We start from the raw sequence: 22,956 nt of genomic DNA on the forward strand, positions 1-22,956 counted from the left end.
CTTCAGAAGTCCAGGCTCACCACACCGTCGAGGTAGCGGCGGCACCGGCCGCTCAACAGCACCCGGTCACCGGCCAGTTCGACCCCCAGCGTCCCGCCCCGCCGCGACAGCTGCCGCGCGACGAACCGCTGCCGCCCCAGTTCGGCGCTCCACAGCGGCGCGAGCTGCGCATGCGCGGAACCGGTCACCGGATCTTCCGGGACACCGACGCCCGGTGCGAAGAACCGCGAAACGAAATCCACCTCGTCGCCCGGTGCGGTGACGATCACGCCGCGCGGAACCGGCGGGAACGCGCTCAGCGCTGGCACCACATCACGTACCTGCCGCTCGGTGTCGACCACGAGGACCACATCGGTGCCGGTGAACGCCCGCACCGGATGGATACCGAGCGCGGCCACCAGCGCCGGATCGGGTTCGGCCGGTTCCGACACGACGGCCGGCAGGTCCAGGATGTAGAGATCGTCGTCGGTGCGATCCACCCGCAGCCAGCCGCTACGGGTGTAGAAATTGACCGCGTCCTGCCCGGGTTCGATATCGGTCAGGATCTGCGCGGCGCCGGCCAGCGTCGCGTGCCCGCACATCGCGACCTCGACGGCCGGGGTGAACCAGCGCAGGTGATAGGCGATCCCGGCCACCGGCGGCGCACCGGCCTCCGGAGGTAACTGCGAGGTGTAGAACGCGGTCTCGGCGAGATTGTTCTCCTCGGCCAGCTGTTGCAGCACGCTGTCGGGTAACCAGGCCGGCAAGGGCATGACGGCGGCCGGATTACCGGAGAACGGTGCGTCGGCGAACGCGTCGATCTGGTGCAGCAATACCTCCATGCCCATGAAGGTACTCCAGATCCGAATCAGCGCTGCGCACAAGCCATCTGGGCGTCCATGGACCACCGCCCGCACGCCCGGTCAGACACGGAGAAATCGCCGTATCGAGGGGCCGGAGGATCGGCGAGTCGGCCGCGGCGCCGGCATCCTCGGCACCACCCGCGCGGCGTGTCCCCGCGGTGCTCGACTTCTCCGCCCGGAGAGTTGCCCACCGGTTCCACCGATCGAGGGCAACCCCGCAGATGCGGGTCACCAGGGGCCGCCGCCCGGAGCCGACGAAGGGCGACAGTGCTGCGGTCCGGCGGATCGCCGACCGCGGCGGTTCAGCCGACCGGCCGCGGTACCCGCCACATCGGCCACAGATCCGGGCCGCCGCCGGGAAGGCTGATCGTGCCCGTCACCTCGAACCCGAATCGCTCGTAGTAGCCGATGTTCACCTGTTTACTCGATTCCAGGTAGGCCGGAACTCCCTCCCGGTCACACTGCGCCAGCCGCGCGTCGAGCAGAGCCCGGCCGTATCCGCTGCCGCGGTGCGCCGGATCGGTGCCGAGGGTCGCGAGATACCAGTGCGGTTCGTCCGGATGGACGGCGGTCATGAGGTCCACCAGTTGTTTGCCTGCCCGCATCCGGCCGCCCAGCGCCCGGATCAACTGCGGGAGCATCCGCAGTTCGGTCAGCGGGGACGATTTCCATCGTCCGGGCGGATCCCACAGCGCCGCCCCGGCGATCGCTCCCGCCGGGTCCACGGCGATATCCACACCGCCGGACGCGAAATGCTGGTGCCGGGTGTTGGCGTCGAACAGGCGCGACAGGCCCCGTACCCGGCGCCGCGCGTCCGGTAACAACCATTCCATGACCGGATCGTCGTGGAAGGCAACGGCCAGCGTGCGCGCCAGCGCCGCGATCTCGGCACGCCGGGCCGGCCGTACCTCGAGCTGGTTCGACATTGCGGTGTCCTACCTCTCGTCGAAAAGATGTCCGGCCTGCGCCCGGCCTGCGCCAGGATCCGGTCAGGCTTCGCCGGGGGCCGCGGGGATCAGTTTGTGCGATTCACCGCGCAACGTCGCGCTCGCCCACCAGGCGATTTCCACCAGGACGATACCCACGGCACCGCAGGCGAAGGCGGCGGTGGTGAGACGGAGGTTCGACGGGTCGAGAGCGAAGAATTCGCGGGTGAACGGCACGGTGAACAGCACCAGGTAGGCGAGCACCGATACCACCAGCAGGACGATCTTCCACCAGTTGTAGGGGCGGGCGACGATCGCCAGCACCCAGACCGCGATCATGATCAGGGTGATCAGCGCCGTAGTTCCGGCCTGCACCTTCTGCTGGTCACTGGCCTCGGGGCCGGCGTAGGCGATCAGATAGGCGATGAAGGTCGCGGTGCCGATCACCACGCCCGACGGGATCGCCAGCCGCATCACCCGCCCGACGAAACCACTGCGGGCCCGTTCGTTGTTCGGTGCCAGCGAGAGGATGAAGGCCGGGATACCGATGGTGAACCAGGCCGCGATCGTCACATGCCGCGGCAGGAACGGGTAACCGATGGGTTCGTAGCCGAAGATCTGCGATCCCACGCCCGCGACCCCGATCAGGAACGCCAGCAGCACCGAGTACACGGTCTTGGTGAGGAACAGATTCGAGACCCGCTCGATATTGCCGATCACCCGCCGGCCCTCCCCCACCACGTACGGCAGGGTGGCGAACTTGTTGTCCAGCAAGACGATCTGCGCGACCGCGCGGGTCGCCGGGCTACCCGCGCCCATGGCGACACCGATATCGGCATCCTTGAGCGCCAGTACGTCGTTCACACCGTCACCGGTCATGGCGACGGTGTGCCCGCGCGACTGCAGCGCGCCGACCATGGCCCGTTTCTGGTCCGGCCGCACCCGGCCGAAGGTGGTTTCCGCGTCCAGTACCGCGGCGAGTTCCTCGCGGTCCTCGGGCAGGGTCCGCGCGTCGACGGCGTGATCGCCGCCGGGCAGGTCCAGGGACGTGGCGACGGCACCCACCGAGACGGCGTTGTCGCCGGAGATGACCTTGATCGATACGTCCTGGCTCGCGAAATAGTCGAGGGTGTCGCGGGCGTCCGGCCGGACCTTCTGCTCGAGCACCACCAACGCGACGGGGGTGATGGTCCCGGGCGCGCCGGTGGCGTCGACGGGCCGGTCGCCGCGGGCGAGCAGCAGCACCCGCAGCCCGGTGGCGCCGAGTTCCTCCGCGGCGCGGGCATCGGCCGAGCCCGCGTCCAGGAGCACGTCAGGTGCGCCCAGCAGCCAGTCGCCGTGCTCGCCGTAGGAGAACCCGCTCCATTTCTTCGCCGACGAGAACGGCGCCACCGCCGTGTATTGCCACCCGGGTGTTTCCGGTAGCGCCTCCGCGATCGCCTGCACGCTGGCGTTCGGCCGCGGGTCGTCGGCCGCCATCGCCGCCAGTGCCTGCCGCGCCGCGGTTTCCGCCGCCGAACCGGTCTCGAGCATGCGCAGTTCGGCCAGCCGCATCCCGTTCTCGGTGAGTGTGCCGGTCTTGTCCGCGCACACCACGTCCACCCGCGCGAGGCCCTCGATCGCGGGCAGTTCCTGAACCAGGCATTGCCGCTGCCCCAGCCGCACCACCCCGACCGCGAACGCGATCGAAGTCATCAGCACCAGGCCCTCCGGCACCATCGGCACCAGCGCCGCGACCATCCCGGTGACCGCGGGCCGCCACGACTCCCCGCTGGACACCAGCTGGTTGTAGATGCTCAGGGCCCCGGCCGGGATGAGCAAATAGGTGATGACCTTCAGAATGGTGTCGATCCCGTTGCGCAGCTCCGAATTCACCAGCGTGAACTTGCTGGCCTCCTCGGCCAGTTTCGCCGCGTAGGCGTCCTTGCCGACCTTGGTGGCGCGGTAGGCCCCCGACCCCGACACCACGAAGCTGCCCGAGAGCACCTGTGCGCCCGCTTCTTTGGCCACATCGTCGGATTCGCCGGTGAGCAGCGATTCGTCGACCTCGAGCAGTTCGGCCTCGGCGACCACCCCGTCCACCACGATCTGGTCCCCGGGGCCGAGTTCGATCAGATCGTCGAGCACCACATCCTTGGGCGCGATCTGCTCGGCGCGCCCGTCGCGGCGCACGGTGGGCCGGGCCTGACCGACGATGGCGAGCCGGTCCAGGGTGCGTTTGGCCCGGACCTCCTGGATGATGCCGACCGCGCTGTTGGCCACGATCAGCAGCCCGAACATCCCGTCGATCACCGACCCCGTGGCCATGACCAGGACGAACAGCACACCCAGAATCGCGTTGATCCGGGTGAACACATTCGCCCGGACGATATCGCGCACCGAGCGGCTGGCCCGGTCGGGCACATCGTTGGTGAGCCCGTCGCGGCGCCGCTGCGCCACCTCCTCCGCGGTGAGCCCGGGCGCCCCGACGGCCTGCACAGTGGTCGACATGACGGTCAGCCTAATGACAGGCCGCGCACGGCCGGATCGGAGGCGGAGCTACGTCCGGCCGGGTGCGTGAGCCAGGCTCGGCCGCGATAGCGCAGCGTCACCATGCAGAGCCCGCGCGCACGCATATCGACCCGGCACCGGGCGGGCGGCGGCTCACCAGGCGACGTCGATCGGGCCGGGTGTCCAGGTGCCCGGATGTTCCTCCTGGGTGATCCGCGGCCGCGCCGGTACGGCGTCCGGGTCGATCGGCAGGAACTGCTGGAGCTGGCCCCAATCACGGTCCCAGTCGTGGTTCAGGTAGGTCGGCAGGGTGCGCGCGTGCAGCAGCAGCTCCGTCCAGCCGAGCGGGCCGCCGCCGTCGTGGTTCTGCCACAGATTGGTGTCGTGGGCGCCGACCCGGTCCGGCAGGATCCGGTACTTCGGCACCTCCGCGATCCCGGTGCGGTGATCGAACGGCCGCTGGCACGGGAACTGCAGGCCGACGGCCCAGTCCAGCAGCACCGGATCGGTGGAGCCGACAACCGTGTTCAGATCCTGGGTCTGCGGGATCCGCGGCGGGGTGAAGGCCAGCCACTGGCGCGGGTCACGGTCGCGGTCGGCGGCGACGATCCGCACGGTATCGGCATCGGCGTACCCGTCCAGCGGGACCCGCAGATTCCGCCACGACGGGGCGGGCCCGATATCGATCGGGTTCACCCGCCGCAACGGCACCGGTTCGGTGGCCGAACTGCCGGGCGCGGTGGTCGAGCCGAATTCCAGTTCCAGGGACTGCCCGTGGGTGACCACACCGTCGGCGTCGCGCGACCAGATCCGGCCGGCGGCGCTCAGCGCGAGGATATCGGCGCGTTCGGCGACGGGCGGCAGCCGGAACCAGCCGCTGGTGAGTTCGGCCGGGCCGTCCGCCTGATTGCTGCCCAGCACCGGAGTCGCCGGGTCGAGACCGAACGGCAGGGCGGGACTGGAGGTTTCGGTGGCCACCCCGGTTCCGACGGTGGCATCACCCATCGAATCGGCGATGGCGGCGTCGGCGCCTTCCTCGGCGTCGGCGCTCAGATCCCCGGCCACCCCGGCCGGGGTGAAACCGGTGCCGGTACCGGCCAGCGCCGTCGCCGGATCACCGGCGAGCGGGGTGAGCATCCCGCGGTTCGGATCGGTTTCCACCAGTACGTGCGGCGCCAGCCCGCAGGCGTCGCCGGTGAGCACGCCCAGATTCGAACTCGCCAGCGAGAACGCCGGATACTGCGCGACCGCACCCTTGGCGAACGACGCCACCTCGAAGAGCACCATGAAGGCCGCCGCGACCGTGAGCGGCGGAATCTTCGCGAACCGCCACCCCCACCGCGAGATCCGGTGATGTCCCGTATCGGGCGCGCGCACATGCCACCACGCGGCCAGTGCCAGCAGCAGCACCGCACCCAGCAGGAAGACCTTGTTGACCGCGAAACCGGCCACCGAAGGCTGTTTGTCCCACCACGGAATGCTGAAGGACGAGACATACCACCAGCCGTTGGGTCCGGAGAACACCAGCGCCATCAGGAACGCCACCCCGGCGGCGAACAGCGCGCGGTTGCGCGGACCGCGCATCACCCGCGGCCCGACCGCCACCGCGGTGAGCACCGCGACCGCGCCCGCCAGCCCGGCGAACACACCCAGATGGTGCGTCCATTTGGTGGGAGTCGTCATCATCAGCGCAATCGCGCCGACGGTGACCCCGAGGATTCGACGCGACGGCCCCACCGCCGCGGTCGGGATGCGGCCGCCCTTGTGCAGCAGGGTCAGCAGGCAGACCACCAGTCCGGCGACCATCACGAAGATCCCGAACCGGCGGGCCAGCGAACCGTCCACCGTCCCCATGAACAGGTACTGGTAGCGCAGGTATTCGTCGAACCACAGCACGTTCGGCCCGGCCAGCTCGTGCACCCGGCGCATTTCCATCATGGCCGCGAAGGTCTGGTCCGCGAAGGCAACCACCAGCACGAGGACGCCCGCGGCGGCGAGCGGCAGCACCTGGGCGAGCCACCCCATCCGCCGCGCCCGCGCCGAGAGGATCTTGAACAGCGGGCGCAGCCCGGCCAGCAGCGCGGCCAGGCAGATGATCCCGTGCGGCCCCGCGGTACAACTGAACGCCGCGATCAGGATGCCGATCGCGAACGGCAGCAACCGCCGGGTCGCGATACCGCGTTCCACCGAGCACCAGGTGAGCAGCACACCGAGCGCGACCATGGGCTCGGGACGCAAACCGTTGTTGTAGGGCAACCAGACCGCGAGGAACACCAGCGCGCCGGTCCACGGCACGAACCGGTTGCGGTGCAGGGCCGCCCCGAAGCGCGGCACGACCTCCCGGCTGATCACCATCCAGGCCACCAGGCCCGCCAGCAAAGTCGGTAGCCGCACCCACGGACTGGCGGTACTCACCTGCGCCAGCAGCCCGATGATGTCGTAATACGGGGTGCCGATCGGATTCTCCGGCACCCCGAAATAGCGGAAATAGTTCGCCATGTATCCCGCGGCCTGCGAGGTACGGCCCATCCCGAACTGGTAACCGTCGTCGGAGGTGGTGGCGCCGATGAAATGCCACAGCACGAGTGTGCCGAGCACCACGAAATCCACCGGCCGGAACGTCCACCAGCGGGCGGGCAGGAAGCGGCGGGCGCGGCGCCCGTCGAGCCCGTCCAGGCGATGCAGCGCGACCAGCGAGATCAGCGTCGCGACCACGGCCGTCCAGATCGCGATCCGTTTCAGCAGCGCCGGGGTGGAACTGAACCGGCTGTCCACCTCGGCGGTGACGGTGGTGCCGGCCGGATCGGTGAGGTCGCTGTACACCCCGACCAGTTGCGGCCGGAAATCCCCGCCCAGTACGACGGGTTCGTGGCCGGTGAGGCCGGCCACGGTTTCGGTCATCCCCGCACCCACGGTGAGCTCGCATCCGGGCGCCAGCTCGGCCACCGGAACACTGAACAGGTTCTGGTTGCGCAGCACCACTTCGAGCACGGGGCCGGATTCGGGCGTGGCCGACCGTACCCGGGCCACGAACCCGTAGCGTTCCAGATCCGGGGCGCCTGCGGGCGCGGTCGAGCTGAGCACCCCACCGGCGGTCAGCTGCTGGATCGCCGCGCAGGGCACGGTGGCGTCGAAACTCAGTGGCGCGTAGGCGACCAGCGGCGCCTCGATCGATGCGGCGGAATCATCCTGCGGCCAGCTCAGGGTCGCCGCATCCACCCGCACCGGCAGGAACGGCACCGCCACCGCCAGCAGTGCTCCGATCAGTGCCGACACCAGCGCCACCGGCCGGGCCCAGCCGCCCCGCGATCGGGGTCGCGGACTATCGGAGATCTCTGCCGGCTCGGGCGCCGCCACCACCATCGTGTCAGCCACGGAGCGCCATCCTAACGGGCGCGGTCACGGGGAGGCTCACCCGCTGGACCGCCGACGCGACCACGCGCCCCTACGGGTCCGGGCGTATCGAGACGGCGCGGCGGGGCTCCGCACACGGCGGACCCATGGGTACCGCCCATACCGGTTACGAAAAGCCTCGACAACCCGAACCGGCCGGCTCCGCACTGTGCGGAGCCGGCCGGTTCGGCAGCGGTTGCGTCAGGCCGTGCAGGCCGGCGACTGGATCTGCGCGTTGGCGAGCATGGTGCAGGTCCACTGCTGCTGCACCTTCCACACCCCGTCCTCGGCGACGAACGGAACATCGGCCACGCTGGTCTGGCCGTTCAGCGTGAGATTCGCCTTCGCCTGGATCTCGGTCCCGAAGTCCTGCACATCGGTGACCTCGATCGTGGCACCGGACTGGGCGTAGAACTGGCTGAGCTTGGACGGCAGCTCCGGATCCGCCTCGGCGCCCTGCACCATCTGCAGCTTTTCCTCGTTCGGGACGTTCGGGTCGAGCGCGCGCTGGAGCTGGGCGTTCAGATCGGCCGGAGTCGGTACCGGCGGCGTATCGGCGGCCGCTTCCTCGGTGGTCTCGGCCGCGGCCGAGGTGGTCGCGGCAGTGGTGTCCGAGTCGGAATCATCGCTACCACACGCCGTCAGGGTCAGCGCGGCCACGGCGGCCAGGCCGGCGATCGCGATACGTCCGGTTTTGCGAAGCTTCAACTGCTCGTCCTTTGCGTTCGGGGTTCGGTGTCGTGCGCTGCGGCAGCCCACCGGAACCGGCGACGCTGCCCGGCACCAACCTACCGGGCGGGGCGTCAGGACAGGCTGCCGAGCGGGTCCGCAGGGCGCAACTCGGTATTGTCGGCTGCGAACGTACGCGCGATCCCCGGCCCTGTCGAGCGGGACTCGAACCGCACGGTGACCCGCCCGTGCCCCGCGCCCTGCACCCAGCCGAAGCCGAATCCGGGGTGCCGCACATCCATTCCCGGCCGCCAGTCGACGACGCTACCAGCGCGAACCCGCGAATCCTGCGGCACGCCGCCGATTTCGGCCGGGTCATCGCCGGGCACTCCCGGCACATCGGACAAGCCACTCGAACCGGGCGCGGGCCCCGGAGATCTCACCGAATCCACAGAACCTTCTTGCTCATCTGCCACGAATCCCGGGACACCCGCCCCCGAACCGTGCGCCTTCACAGCGGTTCCATCCGGTGAGACCCCGGCGACACCCTGCCCATCCGAACGATCGGCGACCTCACCACGCGACCCTCTGCCGTGCACCGGCGGAACCGCGGTAACTCCCTGCCCCTGCGAACGATCCGCGACCTCATCACCCTGCCGCTGCCCGCGCACCGACAACTCCGCAGAAATTCCGCGCCCATCCGAACGATCCGCTGCCTCATCATCACGCGGCCCCCGCCCGCGCGCCGGCCGAATCGCGGCGACTCCGCGCACTCCCGGACGATCCGCGACCTCATCACCCGGTTTCTGCCCGCGCACCGACGGATCCGCGGTGGCTTCGCGCCTTTCCGGGGCGCCCGTGCTCTCGCCCGGCCGCCCGCGTACCGGCTCCGCCGGCGGCGGAGCCGAATCACCGGGGCTGCCCGTGTCCGCCCCGGCAGCCTCGGATTCCGCACCCAACCGGTCCAATTCGGGAAACAAGGATTCCTGCCGGATCATCGACAGTCCGGCGTACCCCACCCCCACCAGGCGTACCGGTCCCAGTTCCCGCGGATCCACCGCAGCCCGCTGAGCCGCCGCGGTGAGCGTGGGCAGATCCTCGGTGGCATAAGGAAGCGTGGTGGACCGCGTGGTGATACTCATATCGGCGCGTTTGAGTTTCAGCACCACGGTGCGCGCCGCACGACCGTCCCGCAGGAGCCTGCGATGCGCGGCCGCGGCCATCTCGGTGATCGCCGGCCGCAGCCGTTCCAGCGTGACGATATCGGTCTCGAAGGTGGTTTCCGCGCTGATCTGTTTCGCCTCGGCACGTTCGGCCACCGGCCGATCGTCGATCCCGCGGGCCAGCCGGTGTAACGCGGCACCGACACTGCTGCCCAGGATCGAAACCGCCTCCACCTCGGGTAATGCGGCGAAGGCGCCGACGGTCTCGATCCCGAGCGCCCGCAACCGGCCCTCCGCCACCGGGCCGATCCCCCAGAGTTTGCGCACCGGCAACCCCGCCAGCAGCTCTCCCTGTTCACCGGGCGCGATCACCCTGATCCCGTCCGGTTTGGCCAGCCCGGAAGCGATTTTGGCGAGCTGTTTTCCTGAACCGGCCCCCACCGAGGCGACCAGTCCGGTGTGTTCGCGCACGGCCGCCCGTAGCTCCGCACAGAATTCCAGCACCTCGGACACGCTCGCCCCCGCCAGTTCCGCGGGTTCACCGAACGCCTCGTCGAACGACAAAGTCTCGAGCACCGGGATGCGCGCCCGCAAGGTTTCGAACACCTGACCGCTCAGCACCTTGTACAACGCGCCGCGCGGCGGCACCACCACCGCCGTCACCCCCACCAGCCGGCGCGCCTGGTGCATCGGCATCGCCGACCGCGCACCGAACACCCGCGCCTCGTAACTGGCCCCCGCCACCACGCCTCTCCCACCGGTTCCCCCGACCAGCACCGGCCGGCCCCGCAGCGTCGGGCGGGTGAGCTGCTCACAGGAGGCGAAGAAGGCGTCCATATCGATATGCAGCACCCAGCGCCGCGCGGTCTCCGCGGCGAACGCATCCGCACCCGGCCCGGCAGCCGCCTCGCAACCACGGTCACTTACCACTGCACGGCCCACCGACGCCGGTACACCTCACTCGCGCCCCTGGTCACGCCCCGGCTGGTCCATGAGCCGCAATGTACGCGTCCGCACCGACAGGTCCAGCGATACCAGTCCGGGAAGGTAAGAACGAAACCGGTCCGCGAAGGTTGCTGTGTTTTTGGCGCGCTGGCGCGCGCGGGGGTTCGGCCCCCTTGGTCCCTGTGTTCAGCCCCGCGATACTCGCGCCTGCGGCGCATTGTCTCGCGGGGCTGAACGCAGGGACGGGCCGAACCCACCAAGTGCCTCGCTGAACTCGGCGCCGCCGTGGTTGTGTTTGGTTTCGGGGTTACGGGCCCCAAGTGCCTCGCTGAACTCGGCGCCGCCGTGGTGGCGTCTGATTTCGGGGTTGGCGCCACGCCGGGGTCTCGCCGACTCGGCGCTGCAGTCGGGCATGTCCGGTTCGGGGTGAGAGCCGTCGAGTTCCCGGCTGAACTCGGTCGCGGGGGCGGGTGCATCGATGATGGGTGCGACCGATCGTCGAAACGCGCGGCCGTGGGGGCCGCAACCGGCGTGCGCGGGGTATCCGCCATAAACTCACCGTATGAAGATCCGTAAGGCTGTGATTCCCGCCGCCGGTATCGGTTCCCGGCTGCTGCCGCTGACCAAGGCAATCCCCAAGGAGATGCTGCCGGTCGGCGACAAGCCGGTGATCGAGCACACGGTGCGCGAACTGGTGGCCTCCGGGATCACCGATATCACGATCGTGGTCAGTGGTGGTAAATCGCTCATCCAGGATCATTTCCGGCCCAACCCGGCGCTGGTCGCCCAGTTGCGCGCCGACGGAAAGACCGCCTACGCCGACGCGGTGGAAGAGGTCGGCGAACTGTCCCGGCTCGGGCATATCACCTACCTGGACCAGCACGGCCCCTACGGCAACGGCACCCCGGTTCTCAATGCCGCCCGCACCGCCGGTGACGAGCCGATGCTGGTGCTGTGGCCCGACGACGTTTTCGTGGCCGAGGTGCCGCGGGCCCAGCAGCTCATCCAGGCCTACGAGTCCACCGGCTGCCCGGTGCTGGCGCTGATGCCGATGAATCCGAACGAATCGCAGCGTTACGGCGTCCCGGTGGTACGCGAGGATCTGGACGACGGGCTGCTGCGGATCTCCGGTCTGGTGGAGAAACCCAAACCGGCGGACGCGCCGTCGGCGTACGCGGCCATCGGCGGCTATGTCGTCACGCCCGGCATCATCGACGAGCTGCGCACGCAGACCGAGAACTGGTACAACCACCGCACCGGCGAGGTGTACCTGACCGATTCGATCAACGCCTACGCCGCCAACCATGCCGTGTACGGCCAGGTCATCCAGGGCCGCTGGTACGACACCGGCAATCCGGGCGACTATCTGATCGCCCAGTTCGCCTCGGCGCTGGCCCATCCCGATTACGGCCCGCTGCTGCGGCGTCAGGTGGAGTGAGCCGGGGCCGCCTCAGAAGCGCCGGATGCTGTGCACGTAGAACTGCTCGATCGGGGTGAGCCCGACCGGGACACCGGCGCCGTAGGCGTTGAGTACCTGCCCGGACCCGGCGTAGATGCCGACATGGGAGGCGTCCTGATTGATGATCACCACATCGCCGGGCGACAGCGCGTACGGGGGCACCGAGGCACCCACCTTCGCCTGTTCCCAGGTGGTACGCGGGAGCAGCACGCCGACCTGGCGGAAAGCCCATTGCACCAGGCCCGAGCAGTCCCAGGTATTCGGGCCGGTGGCGCCCCATTCGTACATTTTCCCGGTCTGTGTGAGAGCGGCGGCCAGCGCACCGAGACCGCTGGGGGTCGGCACCGGAAGCGCGGCCGATCCGCTGGCGCTCAACGAACTGGAGCCGGAGCCCGCCGAACCACTGGCGCTTCCGGAGGGCTGTGCCCAGCCCGGGGCGGCCGCCACGGCGCCGACGGCCGTGGCGAGAAGTAAGCCGGCGCAACTCCGCCGCAGTGCGATTCCGATCACGTGCCCACCCTTCTGCCGGTCGATACGCGGGGCACCGTGCGGTGTCCCGGTTGACTCGCGGCATCCGCCGGAGAGCTGGCTACCGCGGACCATCGGAGTTACGCCGGAGCGAATCCGCTCCGGCGCAACTCCGCTCAGGTAGAACCGAACGAAATGATCACCGTTCCCGCTGCTCGGAAGGTTCTGCGGCAGCGGTATCGCGATGATTGTGCCCGGCCCAGGGGTGAGCTACAAGCAACCTGGCAAACATTCAGCGTGTGATGAGAATCACAAAAATGTTTATTGCGTTTGGGTGAGGATGTCGTTCAGCGTCTTCAGCACCGCATCCTTGGTCGCCTGCGGGGACTCCACGAAGACACCCACCTGCCAGACCGGTTCGCCACCGGGTTCCGCGGCGAAATAGCGGCTGAGATCGATGGTGTACTTCCCGTCCTCGTTCGTGGGCGTCTCCACATACGAGGTGTTCGGGTCGAACTGCCGCGCCTCGCCCTCCTTGTCGAACCAGTCCGCGTCGAACGTGCTCCGCGTCGCCGCGTCGCAGGTGGTCGGGCATTTACGAACCATCAGGTTGACCCGTTGCCCGGCCTTGGAATTCCCCTCGTCGACACAGCCCCAGGCGTTGGCGTCCGGGATCGTATCGATCGATCCCTTCATGCACCCCCACGAACCCGGCGTCCGGAACGCGAACGGCCAATCCTTGAAAGCCATGGTGTACGTGTCTTCGCCGTCCTGAAAAGTGGGGCCCGTCAAGACGACCGGCGTCAGCCCCTCGCGCAGCGCGGGTGTGCCCGGCGCCGGCGCGGCGGCGCTCGTGCTGGTGGTAGCGGTGACCGAAGTGGTGGCAGCGCTGGTCGTCGCCGTGGTCGAACTCGGCGCCGCGGCGGCGTTCTCCTGCGATCCCCCCGACCGCAGGATCACCAGTCCGGCAACACCGGCCAGCACCAGCACCACCACCACGGCCAGCACCGCGAGCAGCGTCGTGTTGTTGTTCCGCGGCGGGCCGGTATGTCCGAGCGGCGGCACCTCCCATGCCCCCTGCTGCGGGGTGGGCTGCGGAAGCTGTCCCGCGCTGTGCCCCCACTGCGTTCCCGGCTGCCCGCCCGGAGACGGATTGCCCTGCTGCCACTGCCCCGAAGGGGAGTTCTTGTTCTGTTGCCCTTCGGGTGCATGCTGCCACCACTCGTCGGGATTGTCCGAAGCCATAAGTGCCTACCCTAGTGGGCCACCCGCACTCGGTCATGGCCGTAACCGCGCGGGCCCGCGTACCGGCGTGACCGCCGGCAGCGCGCAGCGCGTACCGTCCCGGCCCGGCGAACGACGCGGACGAGAGCCGGTGCCGCCCGGCCACTCCGGTGCGCCTCGCCGATTCGGAACCGAGCGCCGGGCCGGTGTGCGCACCGTCGCAACGGCACGCACACCGGCCCGCATCCGGCTTACCGGGTAAGCGGCCCCGGCCGTAGGGAACTACCGGCCGGCCTTGGCGATCCGAGCCCGCGAACCCCCCGTCAGCTCGGCACCCTCCGGGCCCACGGGCCCGAATTCCAGTTCCACGGCCAGGATCTCACCGGCGATGAGCTCCCGGTGCGCCTGTGCCCACTGCTGCCGGTCGGCGGGGACCTCCAGTGTCGCGGTGATCCGGTCGGAGACCTCGAGCCCCAGTGACTTCCGGGTCTCCTGCAGATCCCGGATGAGATCGCGGGCCCAGCCCTCGGCCTCCAGTTCCTCGGTGACCACCGAATTCAGCACCACCAGACCGGCGTTACCGGGCAGTGCCGCGGTGGATTCCGGTTCGGCCGCCACCAGGCGCTGCGTGTATTCCTCGGGCAGCAGCTCGATTCCGGCCGCGCTGACCACACCGTCGGCACCCTCCGACCAGTCACCGGCCTTCACGGCCTTGATCACCCGCTGCACGTCCTTGCCCAGCCGCGGCCCGGCCGCACGCGCGTTGACCGCCAGTTCGAACCGGCCGTGTGCGGCGATATCGGTGGTCAGGTCGACCTTCTTGACGTTCACCTCGTCGGCGATGATATCGGCGTACGGTGCCAGGCGTTCCGCGTCGGACGCGGCGATCGTCACCTCCGCCAGCGGCAGCCGGACCCGCAGCTTCTGCGCCTTGCGCAGGCTCAGCACCGTCGAGCAGACACTGCGCGCCTCGTCCATCGCCGCTACCAGTTCCGGGTCCCGCGGCAGCGTATCGGCCGCCGGCCAGTCGGCCAGGTGCACCGAACGCTGCCCGGTGAGCCCCCGCCAGATGACCTCGGTGACCAAGGGCAGCAGCGGAGCCGCCAACCGGGTCACCACCTCCAGCACCGTGTGCAGAGTGTCGACACCGTCGCGATCCTCGGCCCAGAACCGCGAACGCGACCGCCGCACATACCAATTGGTGAGCGCATCGGCGAAGGCCCGCAATTCCTCGCAGGCACCCGCGATATCGAACTCCTCCAGCGCCGCGGTCATCCCGTCGCGGGTCTGCGCCAGTTTCGCCAGGATGTAACGGTCCAGCACATTCGCCGAATCCGTGCGCCATACGCCGGGTTCGCCCGCGTAGAGCTGCAGGAACGTCCACGCATTCCACAGCGGTCGCAGCGCATGGCTCGCGCCCTCCCGGATCCCGCGCTCGGTCACGATGAGGTTCCCGCCGCGCAGCACCGGCGAACTCATCAGGAACCAGCGCATGGCGTCGGAGCCGTCGCGCTCGAACACCTCGTTGACATCCGGGTAGTTGCCCTTGGACTTGCTCATCTTCAGGCCGTCGTCGCCCAGCACGATGCCGTGCGCGACCACGTTCGAGAACGCGGGACTGTCGAACAGCGCGGTGGCCAGCACATGCAGGGTGTAGAACCAGCCGCGCGTCTGCCCGTTGTACTCGACGATGAAATCGCCGGGGAAATGGGTGTCGAACCAGTCCTTGTTCTCGAACGGGTAGTGCACCTGCGCGAACGGCATAGAACCCGATTCGAACCAGCAGTCCAGTACTTCCGGTACCCGGCGCATGGTGGAGCGGCCGGTCGGATCGTCGGGATTGGGCCGGGTCAGCTCGTCGATCATCGGCCGGTGCAGATCCGTGGGCCGGACCCCGAAATCGCGTTCGAGTTCGTCGAGCGAACCGTAGACGTCGATGCGGGGGTAGGCGGGATCGTCGGAGGTCCAGACCGGGATCGGGCTGCCCCAGTACCGGTTGCGGCTGATGTTCCAGTCGCGGGCACCTTCGAGCCATTTCCCGAACTGGCCATCGCGGATATGCTCCGGCACCCAGTTGACCTGCTTGTTCAGCTCCACCATCCGGTTGCGGAACTCGGTCACCGCCACGAACCAGGACGGCACCGCCATATAGATCAGCGGCTGGCCCGACCGCCAGCTGTGCGGGTAGGAGTGCTCGATGGTCTCGTGCCGCAACAGTTTCCCGGCGGCCTTCAGATCCTTGATGATCACCGGGTTGGCGTCGAAGACCATCAGCCCCTCGTACGGGGGCACCATCGAGGTGAACTTGCCGCCCGGGTCGAGCGGCTGCACCAGCTCGATCCCGTTGGCGCTGCACACCTCCATATCCTCTTCACCGAACGCCGGCGCCAGATGCACCAGGCCGGTACCGGAATCGGTGGCGACGTAGTCGGCCGACAGCACGCGGTGCGCCCGCGGATGGCCGACGAAGAAATCGAACGGCGGCTGGTACTCCAGCCCCACCAGCGCGGCACCGTCGTACTCGCCGAGCACCACCGGTTCCTCGCCGAGTTCCCGGGCGTAGTGGCCGAGCCGTTCGGCGGCCAGCAGGTAGCGCTTGTCGCCGGCGCCGCGCACCTGGACGTAGCGCACATCCGGATGTACGGCGATCGCCAGGTTGGACGGCAGGGTCCACGGGGTGGTGGTCCAGATCAGCGCCGCCACGCCGTCGAGATCGCGCAACGGATGCTCGGCCGGTACCCGCAGCACCATATCGACGGTGACGGCAGGATCCTGGCGCATCTTGTAGGCGTCGTCGAGCCGGGTCTCCTGGTTCGACAGCGGTGTCTGCTCGTACCAGCTGTAGGGCAGCACCCGGAAGCCCTGGTAGATGAGGCCCTTCTCGTACAGCGATTTGAATGCCCACATCACCGACTCCATGAAGTCGAGATCGAGGGTTTTGTAATCGTTGTCGAAGTCCACCCAGCGGGCCTGGCGGGTCACATAATCGCGCCATTCGCCGGTATAGCGAAGTACCGAATTCCTGCACGCGGCATTGAATTCCGCGAGACCCATCGAGTCGATCTGTGATTTGTCCGTGATACCGAGCTGCTTCTCGGCTTCTATTTCCGCGGGGAGCCCGTGACAGTCCCAGCCGAATCGCCGGTCGACCCGCTTGCCGAGCATGGTCTGGAAACGGGGGATGACATCTTTGACGTATCCGGTGAGCAGATGCCCGTAGTGCGGCAGACCGTTGGCAAACGGCGGGCCGTCGTAGAAGACGAACTCCCCGGCGGCCCCCTCGGCCCCGGCGGTGCGCTGCTCGATGCTCGCGCGGAAGGTTCCGTCGGCAGCCCAGGCATCCAGGACCGCCCGCTCCAACTCGGGGAAGCTCGTACCGGATCCGCCGCCGAGATCGACGCGGGGATAGGCGCTGCTACTGGAATTCTCGTCCGCCATCGCGGATTCACGTCTCCTCGTGCCGGCGCCGGAGCGCTGTGTGTACGGCACGGGGACGACAACCGGCACAATCGGTGCGCCGGTACCGCGGTACCACCCCGCTTGTCCACCGGCCGGCGGGCCGGGCGGACCTCTCGTTACGAGCTGTGACGGGCTCACCCGTTCGGTTCTACTGAGCACCCGCAGCCTGGGAAAACTTGCTGCGCCGCGCCGTTCTTCCGAAAGCTCCCCGGTGATGGCCGGATCGTCGCCGACTTACAGGTTTGATTCTAACCGTGACGGTCAACCACTTATACAGCGCCCGCCGCCCGCGCACCACGGAAGGACAGTTCGGTTCTCGCTCGTAGCAGTTCTCGTCAGCGTTTCGCGTGCTGGTCCCGCGGCGGCAATTCCTCATCGGGCGCGCGCATCGACAGCGCACTCACCAGCAACACCACAGCGCCCAGTCCGCACACCACGATGCAGCCCCACGCCCAGACCACCGACCCGGTGGTCAAGGACAGGATCAACAGCACCAGGCCGATAGCGGCGAGCGCCAGTGTCAAGACAAGCATGATGACCCCCAGGACAGCAGGCCGGGTGCCCGTACGCGCCCAGCGGTATCGAGCGCTTACTCGCCCTTGCCGAACGAGGCGGGAGCAAGCTGGTTGGCCCCGGTATCGAAGCTGTCACCTTCGTCCACCGGTACGGCCGACCCACGGTTCTCCAGCTCTTCGAGCTGCGATTCCAGATACGATTTCAACCGCACCCGATACTCGCGTTCGAAGGTTTTGAGGGTCTGGATCCGGCTCTCGAGGACATTGCGCTGCTGGGTGATGGTGCCCATGATCTCGGTGTGCTTGCGCTCGGCGTCGGCCTGCAGTGCGTCGGCCTTCTCCTTGGCCTGGCGCAGCTGGCTGTCCGACCTGGTCTGCGCGTCGGAGAGCATGGATTCGGATTTGTGCCGGGCGTCGGCGATCATCTCCTCCGACCGGGCCCGCGCATCGTTGACCAGGCGCTCGGAATTGGCCCGCGCGTTGGCCAGCAAATTCTCGGCTTCGCTCTTGGCGTCGCTGGTGAGCCGGTCGGCCATCTCCTGCGCCAGGCTCAGCACCTTCGCGGCCTGCATATTCGCGTCGGCACCGGCATCGGCCGGGGCGGGCGCCGCCGGTACCACCGGGATGGGTGCCGAGGGCGGTGCCTGGACCGGCGGTTTGATGGGTTCGGGCGGCGGTGCCTGTTGCACCGGCTTGCCCAGGGAGCCCGCCGGACCGCGGCTGCTCTTGGCATCGGCCAGTTCCGCGTCGAGTTCGGCAACCCGCTGGCGAAGGTCCGCGTTCTCCTCGATCAGCCGGGAAAGTTCCTGTTCGACCAGATCCAGGAAGGCGTCGACTTCGTCCTCGTTGTAGCCGCGTTTGCCGATAGGCGGTTTGCTGAACGCGACGTTGTGCACATCGGCTGGGGTCAGCGGCATGGAAGGATCCCTTCGCGCGTTGTCAGATCTAGCGGCTCTGGCAAGTCTTCTCGGACCATTCTGTCACACCGGAGTTACCGACCCGCCGAGGCTGCTGACGACCGACATCAGGATGAACACCAGGAACAGCAGGACCATAATCGACAGATCCAGTCGAATTCCGCCCAGTGAGATCGGCGGTATCAGCCGCCGGAGCAGCTTCACGGGGGGATCGGTGATCGTGAAGATCACCTCGAGGATCACCACGACCACCCCGGTGGGACGCCAGTCGCGGGCGAAACTACGGATGAACTCGACGATCACCCGGCTGATGAGCAACAGCCAGAAGATGAACAGTACGAAGTACAGCACCGCGAACAAGGCCACGATCTCACTCTGCCGCAAAATCGGCGCGGTGCAAAATGCCCGCGCCGATTCCGGTTCCGGTAGCGCCGCGCCCGGCCCGGGCGCGGCGTACGTTATTTCTGGTTGTAGAAGCCGGTTTCGGCGATCCGGCGCCGTTCCTCGGCCGATACGTCGACATCGGCCGGGGAGAGCAGGAACACCTTGGTGGCGACCTTGTCGAACGAGCCGCGCAGGGCGAAGGCCAGTCCGGCGGCGAAATCGACCAGGCGTTTGGCGTCGGCGTTGCTCAGGTCGACCAGGTCCATGATCACCGGGTTGCCCTCCCGGAATCGTTCGCCGATGATCGCGGCCTCGCTGTAGTCACGCGGGCGCAGCGTGGTGATCTTGGACAAGGGACCTCCGTCCTCGAAGATCGCGGGACGGCGGGCGGCGGCCGGTTCGGGGCGGACCCGTTCGGCCAGCCGTCGCTCCTCGGCGTCGGGATCGACTGCCAGCGCTCCCCTGGTCGCGCCGCGCAGGGAGGCACCGCCGCCCGGACGATACCGGCCGGAAGCGGCGGCGTCGATCCGAGTGGGGCGGCGCGGGCCCTCGTAATCGTCGGCGTAGGCGTCGCCCGGGTAGTCGTCGCGCCGGGGCGGCGGGTAGCTGGGCTGGTAGGACGACTTGTACGGGGCATCGCGGTAGTCGGGACCGTCGTAGCGGTCCTCGGCGTACCGGTCGTAGTCCGGACGATCGTCGTACTCGCGGGGAGCGCGGGCGGAGTAGTCACGCGGCCGGCGCGCGCCGCGATCCTCGACCCCGCGGGGGGTGCGATCGTCGACGTAGTCGTCTTCGTAATCCTCGAGCGGAACCATGCCGAAGTACGCCTTGAACTTGTGCAGCGTGCTCATTCTGGTCGACCTTCCTTCGGCCCCGGTGGCGGCCGGGTGTTGAAGTCTTGCTCAGCCCTCGTCGTGTCCCAGCATATGTGTCGAATGTGACTGATGAGGTTTGTTTGCTACGCCGAGGTTATCGGTCGCTCGCCCATGAGGGCGGTACCGACACGCACACATGTCGATCCATGGGCAATAGCCCTTTCAAGATCGTTGGACATTCCGGCGGACAGTTCCGTGGCCGCAGGGTGATCGGCGCGCAGGCGGGCGTGCAGGCGGGCCAGGCGCGCGAATTGCGCGTCCGGGTCGGCGGACAACGGCGGAATTGCCATAATCCCTGCTAATCGCAGTTCCGCGGATTTCGCGATCCGGTCGGCCAGCGCGGGCACACCCGCGGGTGCCACGCCGCCGCGGCCTGGGTCGGCGTCCAGGCTCACCTGGATCAGCACCTCGAGCGGCGCCGTCCGGACGCCGTCGTCCAGCGCGGCCGCCGTGGCGGTCTCCAGTGCGGTCGCCAGGCGTTCGCTGTCCACCGAATGGACGGCGTGGGCCCACCGCGCGACGTGGCGCGCCTTGTTCCGCTGCAACCGGCCGATCAGATGCCAGCGCAGTGGCCGCAATTCGTTCAGTTCCTCGGCTTTGGCGCCGGCCTCCTGCGGCCGGTTCTCCCCGAAGTCGTGGCGGCCCAGACGATGCAGCACCGCGATATCGGAAGCCGGGAAATATTTCGTCACCGGCAGCAGGCGCACCTCGCCCGGATCGCGGCCCGCAGCCACGCACGCAGCATCGATCCGCGCGAGCAGGCCGGTGAGCCGGCGGGCCAGCACCTCGGCCCGGGTCGCGTTTCCCGGGGCGCTCGGCGCGGTGTCCGGGACAGCCGCGCCCGCACCGCCGGGCGCCTCGGCCGTTCCGTCTCCGGAAGAAAATCCGGCGGATTCCGGCCGGAGGGATCCGGGGAACCGGCCGGACGCCCCGCTCACCGGGCCCCGCCTCTGCGCACCCGTGACGCTGTCGTCATGAATGTCCTCCTCCGCACTCGGTTTCCGCAAGCCGCCGCCCGCCGGTGCGGACGGTTCGGTGGTTATCCGCGTGGTGCCGGCCGCCGGAGCCCGCCGGGCGGTACCGGAACCCTCACGCGGCGGGTTCCATCCAGATCACGCTGCCCAGCCGGCCGGTGGGTGCGCCGCGACGATGGCTGAACAGGGTCGCGTCCTCGATCGTGCAGCGCGGATCCTCGGCGATGGCGCCGACCCCCGCCGCGGTGAGCTGACGCCGGATCCCGGCACGCAGATCCAGCCCGGGTGTACCCCGCACGGTGGTCGTGGCACTGCCCGGCAGATGCGCTTCGACATCGGCGCGCATTTCGGCGGGCACCTCGTACTGCCGGCCGCTGGCCGCGGGCCCCAGCAGCGCGCCGATCCGCTCGGGCCGCGCACCGGCGGCGATCATCGCGTCCAGCACCCGGCCCACGATCCCGATCCGCGCCCCGACCCGGCCCGCGTGCACCGCGGCGATCACCCCGGCCCGATCGTCGGAGAGCAGGATGGGCACACAATCGGCGGTCAGCACCACCAGGGCCAGCCCCGGCCGGGTGGTCACCAGCGCGTCGGTACCCGGCACCGGTTCGGTACGCGGGCCGTCGACCGTCGCCACGGTGCGGCCGTGGATCTGGTCCATCCAGATGAGGTGATCGGCGGGCAACCCGAGCGAGGCGGCGAGGCGGGCCCGGTTGCGGCGCACCGCTTCCGGATCGTCGCCGACGTGATCGCCGAGGTTGAACGAGTCGTAGGGCGGCGCGGAGAAACCCCCGGCGCGCGTGGTCACTACCCGTCGAACGGTGAGTACCGGTGCCGCAGTCATGATTCGAGCCTAGTAGGACAGCGGCTCTCGGCCGGGGCCGGTTCCGCACTCATCGGACCGGCCACCTCGGTCAGCGGCGCATGAAATCCGGAACGTCCACGTCGTCGTCGTCATCGGGCAGTTCCTGGGCGGGCGGCTGGATATGCGACCGGCCGCTGTGCCCCAGGCCCGGATCCACCGGGGCCCGGCCCCGGTCGGAATCGCGGTAGCTCGGCGCCGGCCCGCGGGCGACGGACGAACCGGAATCGGCCGAGCGGAGCGGTGCCGGGTCCTCCGAGTGACCCCGGCCCGCACCGAGTTCGGCGGGGCGGGAGTGACCGAGTTCGGGGTTGCGCGAGGACTGCGCGGAGATCTCCGCGGTACGGCCGGAACCGAGCGACCCCCGGCTGCTCGCCGATTCGAAGGTACGCCGGGCGGGCCCGCCACCGTCGAATCCGGCGGCGATCACGGTGACCCGCACCTCGTCGCCGAGCGAATCGTCGATCACCGTACCGAAGATGATGTTGGCCTCGATATGGGCCGCTTCCTGCACCAGCGAGGCGGCCTCGTTGATCTCGAACAGACCCAGGTCCGAACCGCCGGCGATCGAGAGCAGTACTCCGTGCGCGCCGTCCATCGACGCTTCCAGCAGCGGCGAATTGATGGCTGCCTCGGCCGCTTTGACCGACCGGCCCTCACCGCGTGAGGAGCCGATACCCATCAGCGCGCTACCGGCGCCCGACATCACGCTCTTGACGTCGGCGAAGTCGACGTTGATCAGGCCCGGGGTGGTGATCAGGTCGGTGATGCCCTGCACACCGTTGAGGAGCACCTCGTCGGCGGAGCGGAAGGCGTCCATCAGGCTCACCGCGGCATCGCCGAGCTGCAGCAGCCGATCATTGGGGATGACGATGAGGGTGTCGCAGGATTCGCGCAGCAGGTTGATACCCACCTCGGCCTGGTTACCGCGACGTTTGCCCTCGAACGAGAACGGCCGGGTCACCACGCCGATGGTCAGCGCACCCAGTTTGCGCGCGATACTCGCGACCACCGGGGCGCCGCCGGTACCGGTACCGCCGCCCTCACCCGCGGTCACGAAGACCATATCGGCGCCCTTGAGCACCTCTTCGATCTCGTCCTTGTGATCCTCGGCAGCCTTGCGGCCGACCTCCGGGTCGGCGCCGGCGCCGAGTCCCCGGGTGAGCTCCCGCCCGACATCGAGCTTCACGTCGGCATCGCTCATCAGCAGTGCCTGGGCGTCGGTGTTCACCGCGATGAACTCGACACCCTTGAGACCCTGCTCGATCATTCGGTTGACGGCGTTCACGCCGCCGCCGCCGATACCGACGACCTTGATCACGGCAAGGTAGTTGTGCGGGGGCGTCATGAGCTCTCGCCTTCCTTCGATCCAAAGTCTGTCGTTTTCGGAT

The 22,956-nt window shown here is 68.8% G+C and carries 16 protein-coding genes and 2 pseudogenes; 1 reads left to right on the plus strand and 17 read right to left on the minus strand.

Features of this window, described 5'->3' with window-relative positions; genetic code table 11:
- Positions 1-2 precede the first annotated feature (2 nt).
- The 7 genes and pseudogenes from ACQEVO_RS20425 to ACQEVO_RS20455 all read right to left on the minus strand — a co-directional run.
- On the minus strand, positions 3-821 hold the full coding sequence (locus ACQEVO_RS20425; RefSeq protein ID WP_432915545.1) for a PhzF family phenazine biosynthesis protein: 819 nt from the start codon (positions 819-821) through the stop codon (positions 3-5).
- A 323-nt stretch (positions 822-1,144) separates the two neighbouring features.
- Complete coding sequence (locus ACQEVO_RS20430; protein ID WP_432915547.1) at positions 1,145-1,768, minus strand: GNAT family N-acetyltransferase; 624 nt, start codon at positions 1,766-1,768, stop codon at positions 1,145-1,147.
- 63 nt (positions 1,769-1,831) lie between these two features.
- On the minus strand, positions 1,832-4,258 hold the full coding sequence (locus tag ACQEVO_RS20435) for an HAD-IC family P-type ATPase (protein WP_432915549.1): 2,427 nt from the start codon (positions 4,256-4,258) through the stop codon (positions 1,832-1,834).
- A gap of 153 nt (positions 4,259-4,411) precedes the next feature.
- Complete coding sequence (locus tag ACQEVO_RS20440) at positions 4,412-7,633, minus strand: arabinosyltransferase domain-containing protein (RefSeq protein WP_432915551.1); 3,222 nt, start codon at positions 7,631-7,633, stop codon at positions 4,412-4,414.
- Positions 7,634-7,852: 219 nt separating this feature from the next.
- Positions 7,853-8,359, minus strand: coding sequence for a hypothetical protein (locus ACQEVO_RS20445; RefSeq protein WP_432915553.1), 507 nt, complete (start codon positions 8,357-8,359; stop codon positions 7,853-7,855).
- 95 nt (positions 8,360-8,454) lie between these two features.
- Positions 8,455-8,634: pseudogene (locus tag ACQEVO_RS20450) on the minus strand (DUF3553 domain-containing protein); the annotation flags it as partial.
- 540 nt (positions 8,635-9,174) lie between these two features.
- Positions 9,175-10,320 (minus strand): annotated as a pseudogene (locus ACQEVO_RS20455) (DNA polymerase IV); the annotation flags it as partial.
- Between the two features lie 670 nt (positions 10,321-10,990).
- On the opposite strand from ACQEVO_RS20455, the gene ACQEVO_RS20460 reads away from it, so the two are divergent.
- Entirely contained in the window at positions 10,991-11,866 is an 876-nt protein-coding gene (locus tag ACQEVO_RS20460) for a UTP--glucose-1-phosphate uridylyltransferase (protein ID WP_432915555.1), read from the plus strand.
- Positions 11,867-11,878: 12 nt separating this feature from the next.
- On the opposite strand, the gene ACQEVO_RS20465 is transcribed toward ACQEVO_RS20460, so the two are convergent.
- The 10 genes from ACQEVO_RS20465 to ftsZ form a co-directional block, all read right to left on the minus strand.
- Complete coding sequence (locus tag ACQEVO_RS20465; protein WP_432922865.1) at positions 11,879-12,382, minus strand: NlpC/P60 family protein; 504 nt, start codon at positions 12,380-12,382, stop codon at positions 11,879-11,881.
- A 294-nt stretch (positions 12,383-12,676) separates the two neighbouring features.
- Complete coding sequence (locus ACQEVO_RS20470; protein ID WP_432915557.1) at positions 12,677-13,600, minus strand: hypothetical protein; 924 nt, start codon at positions 13,598-13,600, stop codon at positions 12,677-12,679.
- Between the two features lie 261 nt (positions 13,601-13,861).
- Positions 13,862-17,017 (minus strand): isoleucine--tRNA ligase, encoded by a 3,156-nt coding sequence (gene ileS, locus ACQEVO_RS20475; RefSeq protein WP_432915559.1) that lies wholly within the window; start codon positions 17,015-17,017, stop codon positions 13,862-13,864.
- Between the two features lie 356 nt (positions 17,018-17,373).
- Entirely contained in the window at positions 17,374-17,571 is a 198-nt protein-coding gene (locus tag ACQEVO_RS20480; protein WP_280398430.1) for a hypothetical protein, read from the minus strand.
- 56 nt (positions 17,572-17,627) lie between these two features.
- On the minus strand, positions 17,628-18,470 hold the full coding sequence (wag31, locus tag ACQEVO_RS20485) for a DivIVA-like cell division protein Wag31 (RefSeq protein ID WP_432915561.1): 843 nt from the start codon (positions 18,468-18,470) through the stop codon (positions 17,628-17,630).
- Between the two features lie 63 nt (positions 18,471-18,533).
- Positions 18,534-18,836 carry a YggT family protein gene (locus ACQEVO_RS20490; protein WP_280398432.1) on the minus strand — a complete coding sequence of 101 codons (303 nt, stop codon included), beginning with the start codon at positions 18,834-18,836 and terminating at the stop codon, positions 18,534-18,536.
- A 92-nt stretch (positions 18,837-18,928) separates the two neighbouring features.
- On the minus strand, positions 18,929-19,705 hold the full coding sequence (locus ACQEVO_RS20495; protein ID WP_432915563.1) for a cell division protein SepF: 777 nt from the start codon (positions 19,703-19,705) through the stop codon (positions 18,929-18,931).
- A 107-nt stretch (positions 19,706-19,812) separates the two neighbouring features.
- Positions 19,813-20,514 (minus strand): YggS family pyridoxal phosphate-dependent enzyme, encoded by a 702-nt coding sequence (locus ACQEVO_RS20500; protein WP_432922868.1) that lies wholly within the window; start codon positions 20,512-20,514, stop codon positions 19,813-19,815.
- 304 nt (positions 20,515-20,818) lie between these two features.
- Positions 20,819-21,547 (minus strand): peptidoglycan editing factor PgeF, encoded by a 729-nt coding sequence (gene pgeF / locus ACQEVO_RS20505; protein ID WP_432915565.1) that lies wholly within the window; start codon positions 21,545-21,547, stop codon positions 20,819-20,821.
- A gap of 70 nt (positions 21,548-21,617) precedes the next feature.
- On the minus strand, positions 21,618-22,913 hold the full coding sequence (gene ftsZ / locus ACQEVO_RS20510; protein WP_432915567.1) for a cell division protein FtsZ: 1,296 nt from the start codon (positions 22,911-22,913) through the stop codon (positions 21,618-21,620).
- Between the last annotated feature and the right edge of the window lie 43 nt (positions 22,914-22,956).

The sequence above is a fragment of the Nocardia sp. CA-290969 genome (assembly GCF_050936135.1).
GTDB lineage: Bacteria > Actinomycetota > Actinomycetes > Mycobacteriales > Mycobacteriaceae > Nocardia.

Excerpts from the sequence above, each read along its gene's own strand:
- ileS (WP_432915559.1), bottom strand. The coding sequence starts at position 17,017 with ATGGCGGACGAGAATTCCAGTAGCAGCGCCTATCCCCGCGTCGATCTC.
- ACQEVO_RS20460 (WP_432915555.1), top strand. The coding sequence starts at position 10,991 with ATGAAGATCCGTAAGGCTGTGATTCCCGCCGCCGGTATCGGTTCCCGG.
- ACQEVO_RS20470 (WP_432915557.1), bottom strand. The coding sequence starts at position 13,600 with ATGGCTTCGGACAATCCCGACGAGTGGTGGCAGCATGCACCCGAAGGG.
- wag31 (WP_432915561.1), bottom strand. The coding sequence starts at position 18,470 with ATGCCGCTGACCCCAGCCGATGTGCACAACGTCGCGTTCAGCAAACCG.
- ACQEVO_RS20480 (WP_280398430.1), bottom strand. The coding sequence starts at position 17,571 with ATGCTTGTCTTGACACTGGCGCTCGCCGCTATCGGCCTGGTGCTGTTG.
- ACQEVO_RS20435 (WP_432915549.1), bottom strand. The coding sequence starts at position 4,258 with ATGTCGACCACTGTGCAGGCCGTCGGGGCGCCCGGGCTCACCGCGGAG.
- ftsZ (WP_432915567.1), bottom strand. The coding sequence starts at position 22,913 with ATGACGCCCCCGCACAACTACCTTGCCGTGATCAAGGTCGTCGGTATC.
- ACQEVO_RS20425 (WP_432915545.1), bottom strand. The coding sequence starts at position 821 with ATGGAGGTATTGCTGCACCAGATCGACGCGTTCGCCGACGCACCGTTC.
- ACQEVO_RS20430 (WP_432915547.1), bottom strand. The coding sequence starts at position 1,768 with ATGTCGAACCAGCTCGAGGTACGGCCGGCCCGGCGTGCCGAGATCGCG.
- pgeF (WP_432915565.1), bottom strand. The coding sequence starts at position 21,547 with ATGACTGCGGCACCGGTACTCACCGTTCGACGGGTAGTGACCACGCGC.
- ACQEVO_RS20495 (WP_432915563.1), bottom strand. The coding sequence starts at position 19,705 with ATGAGCACGCTGCACAAGTTCAAGGCGTACTTCGGCATGGTTCCGCTC.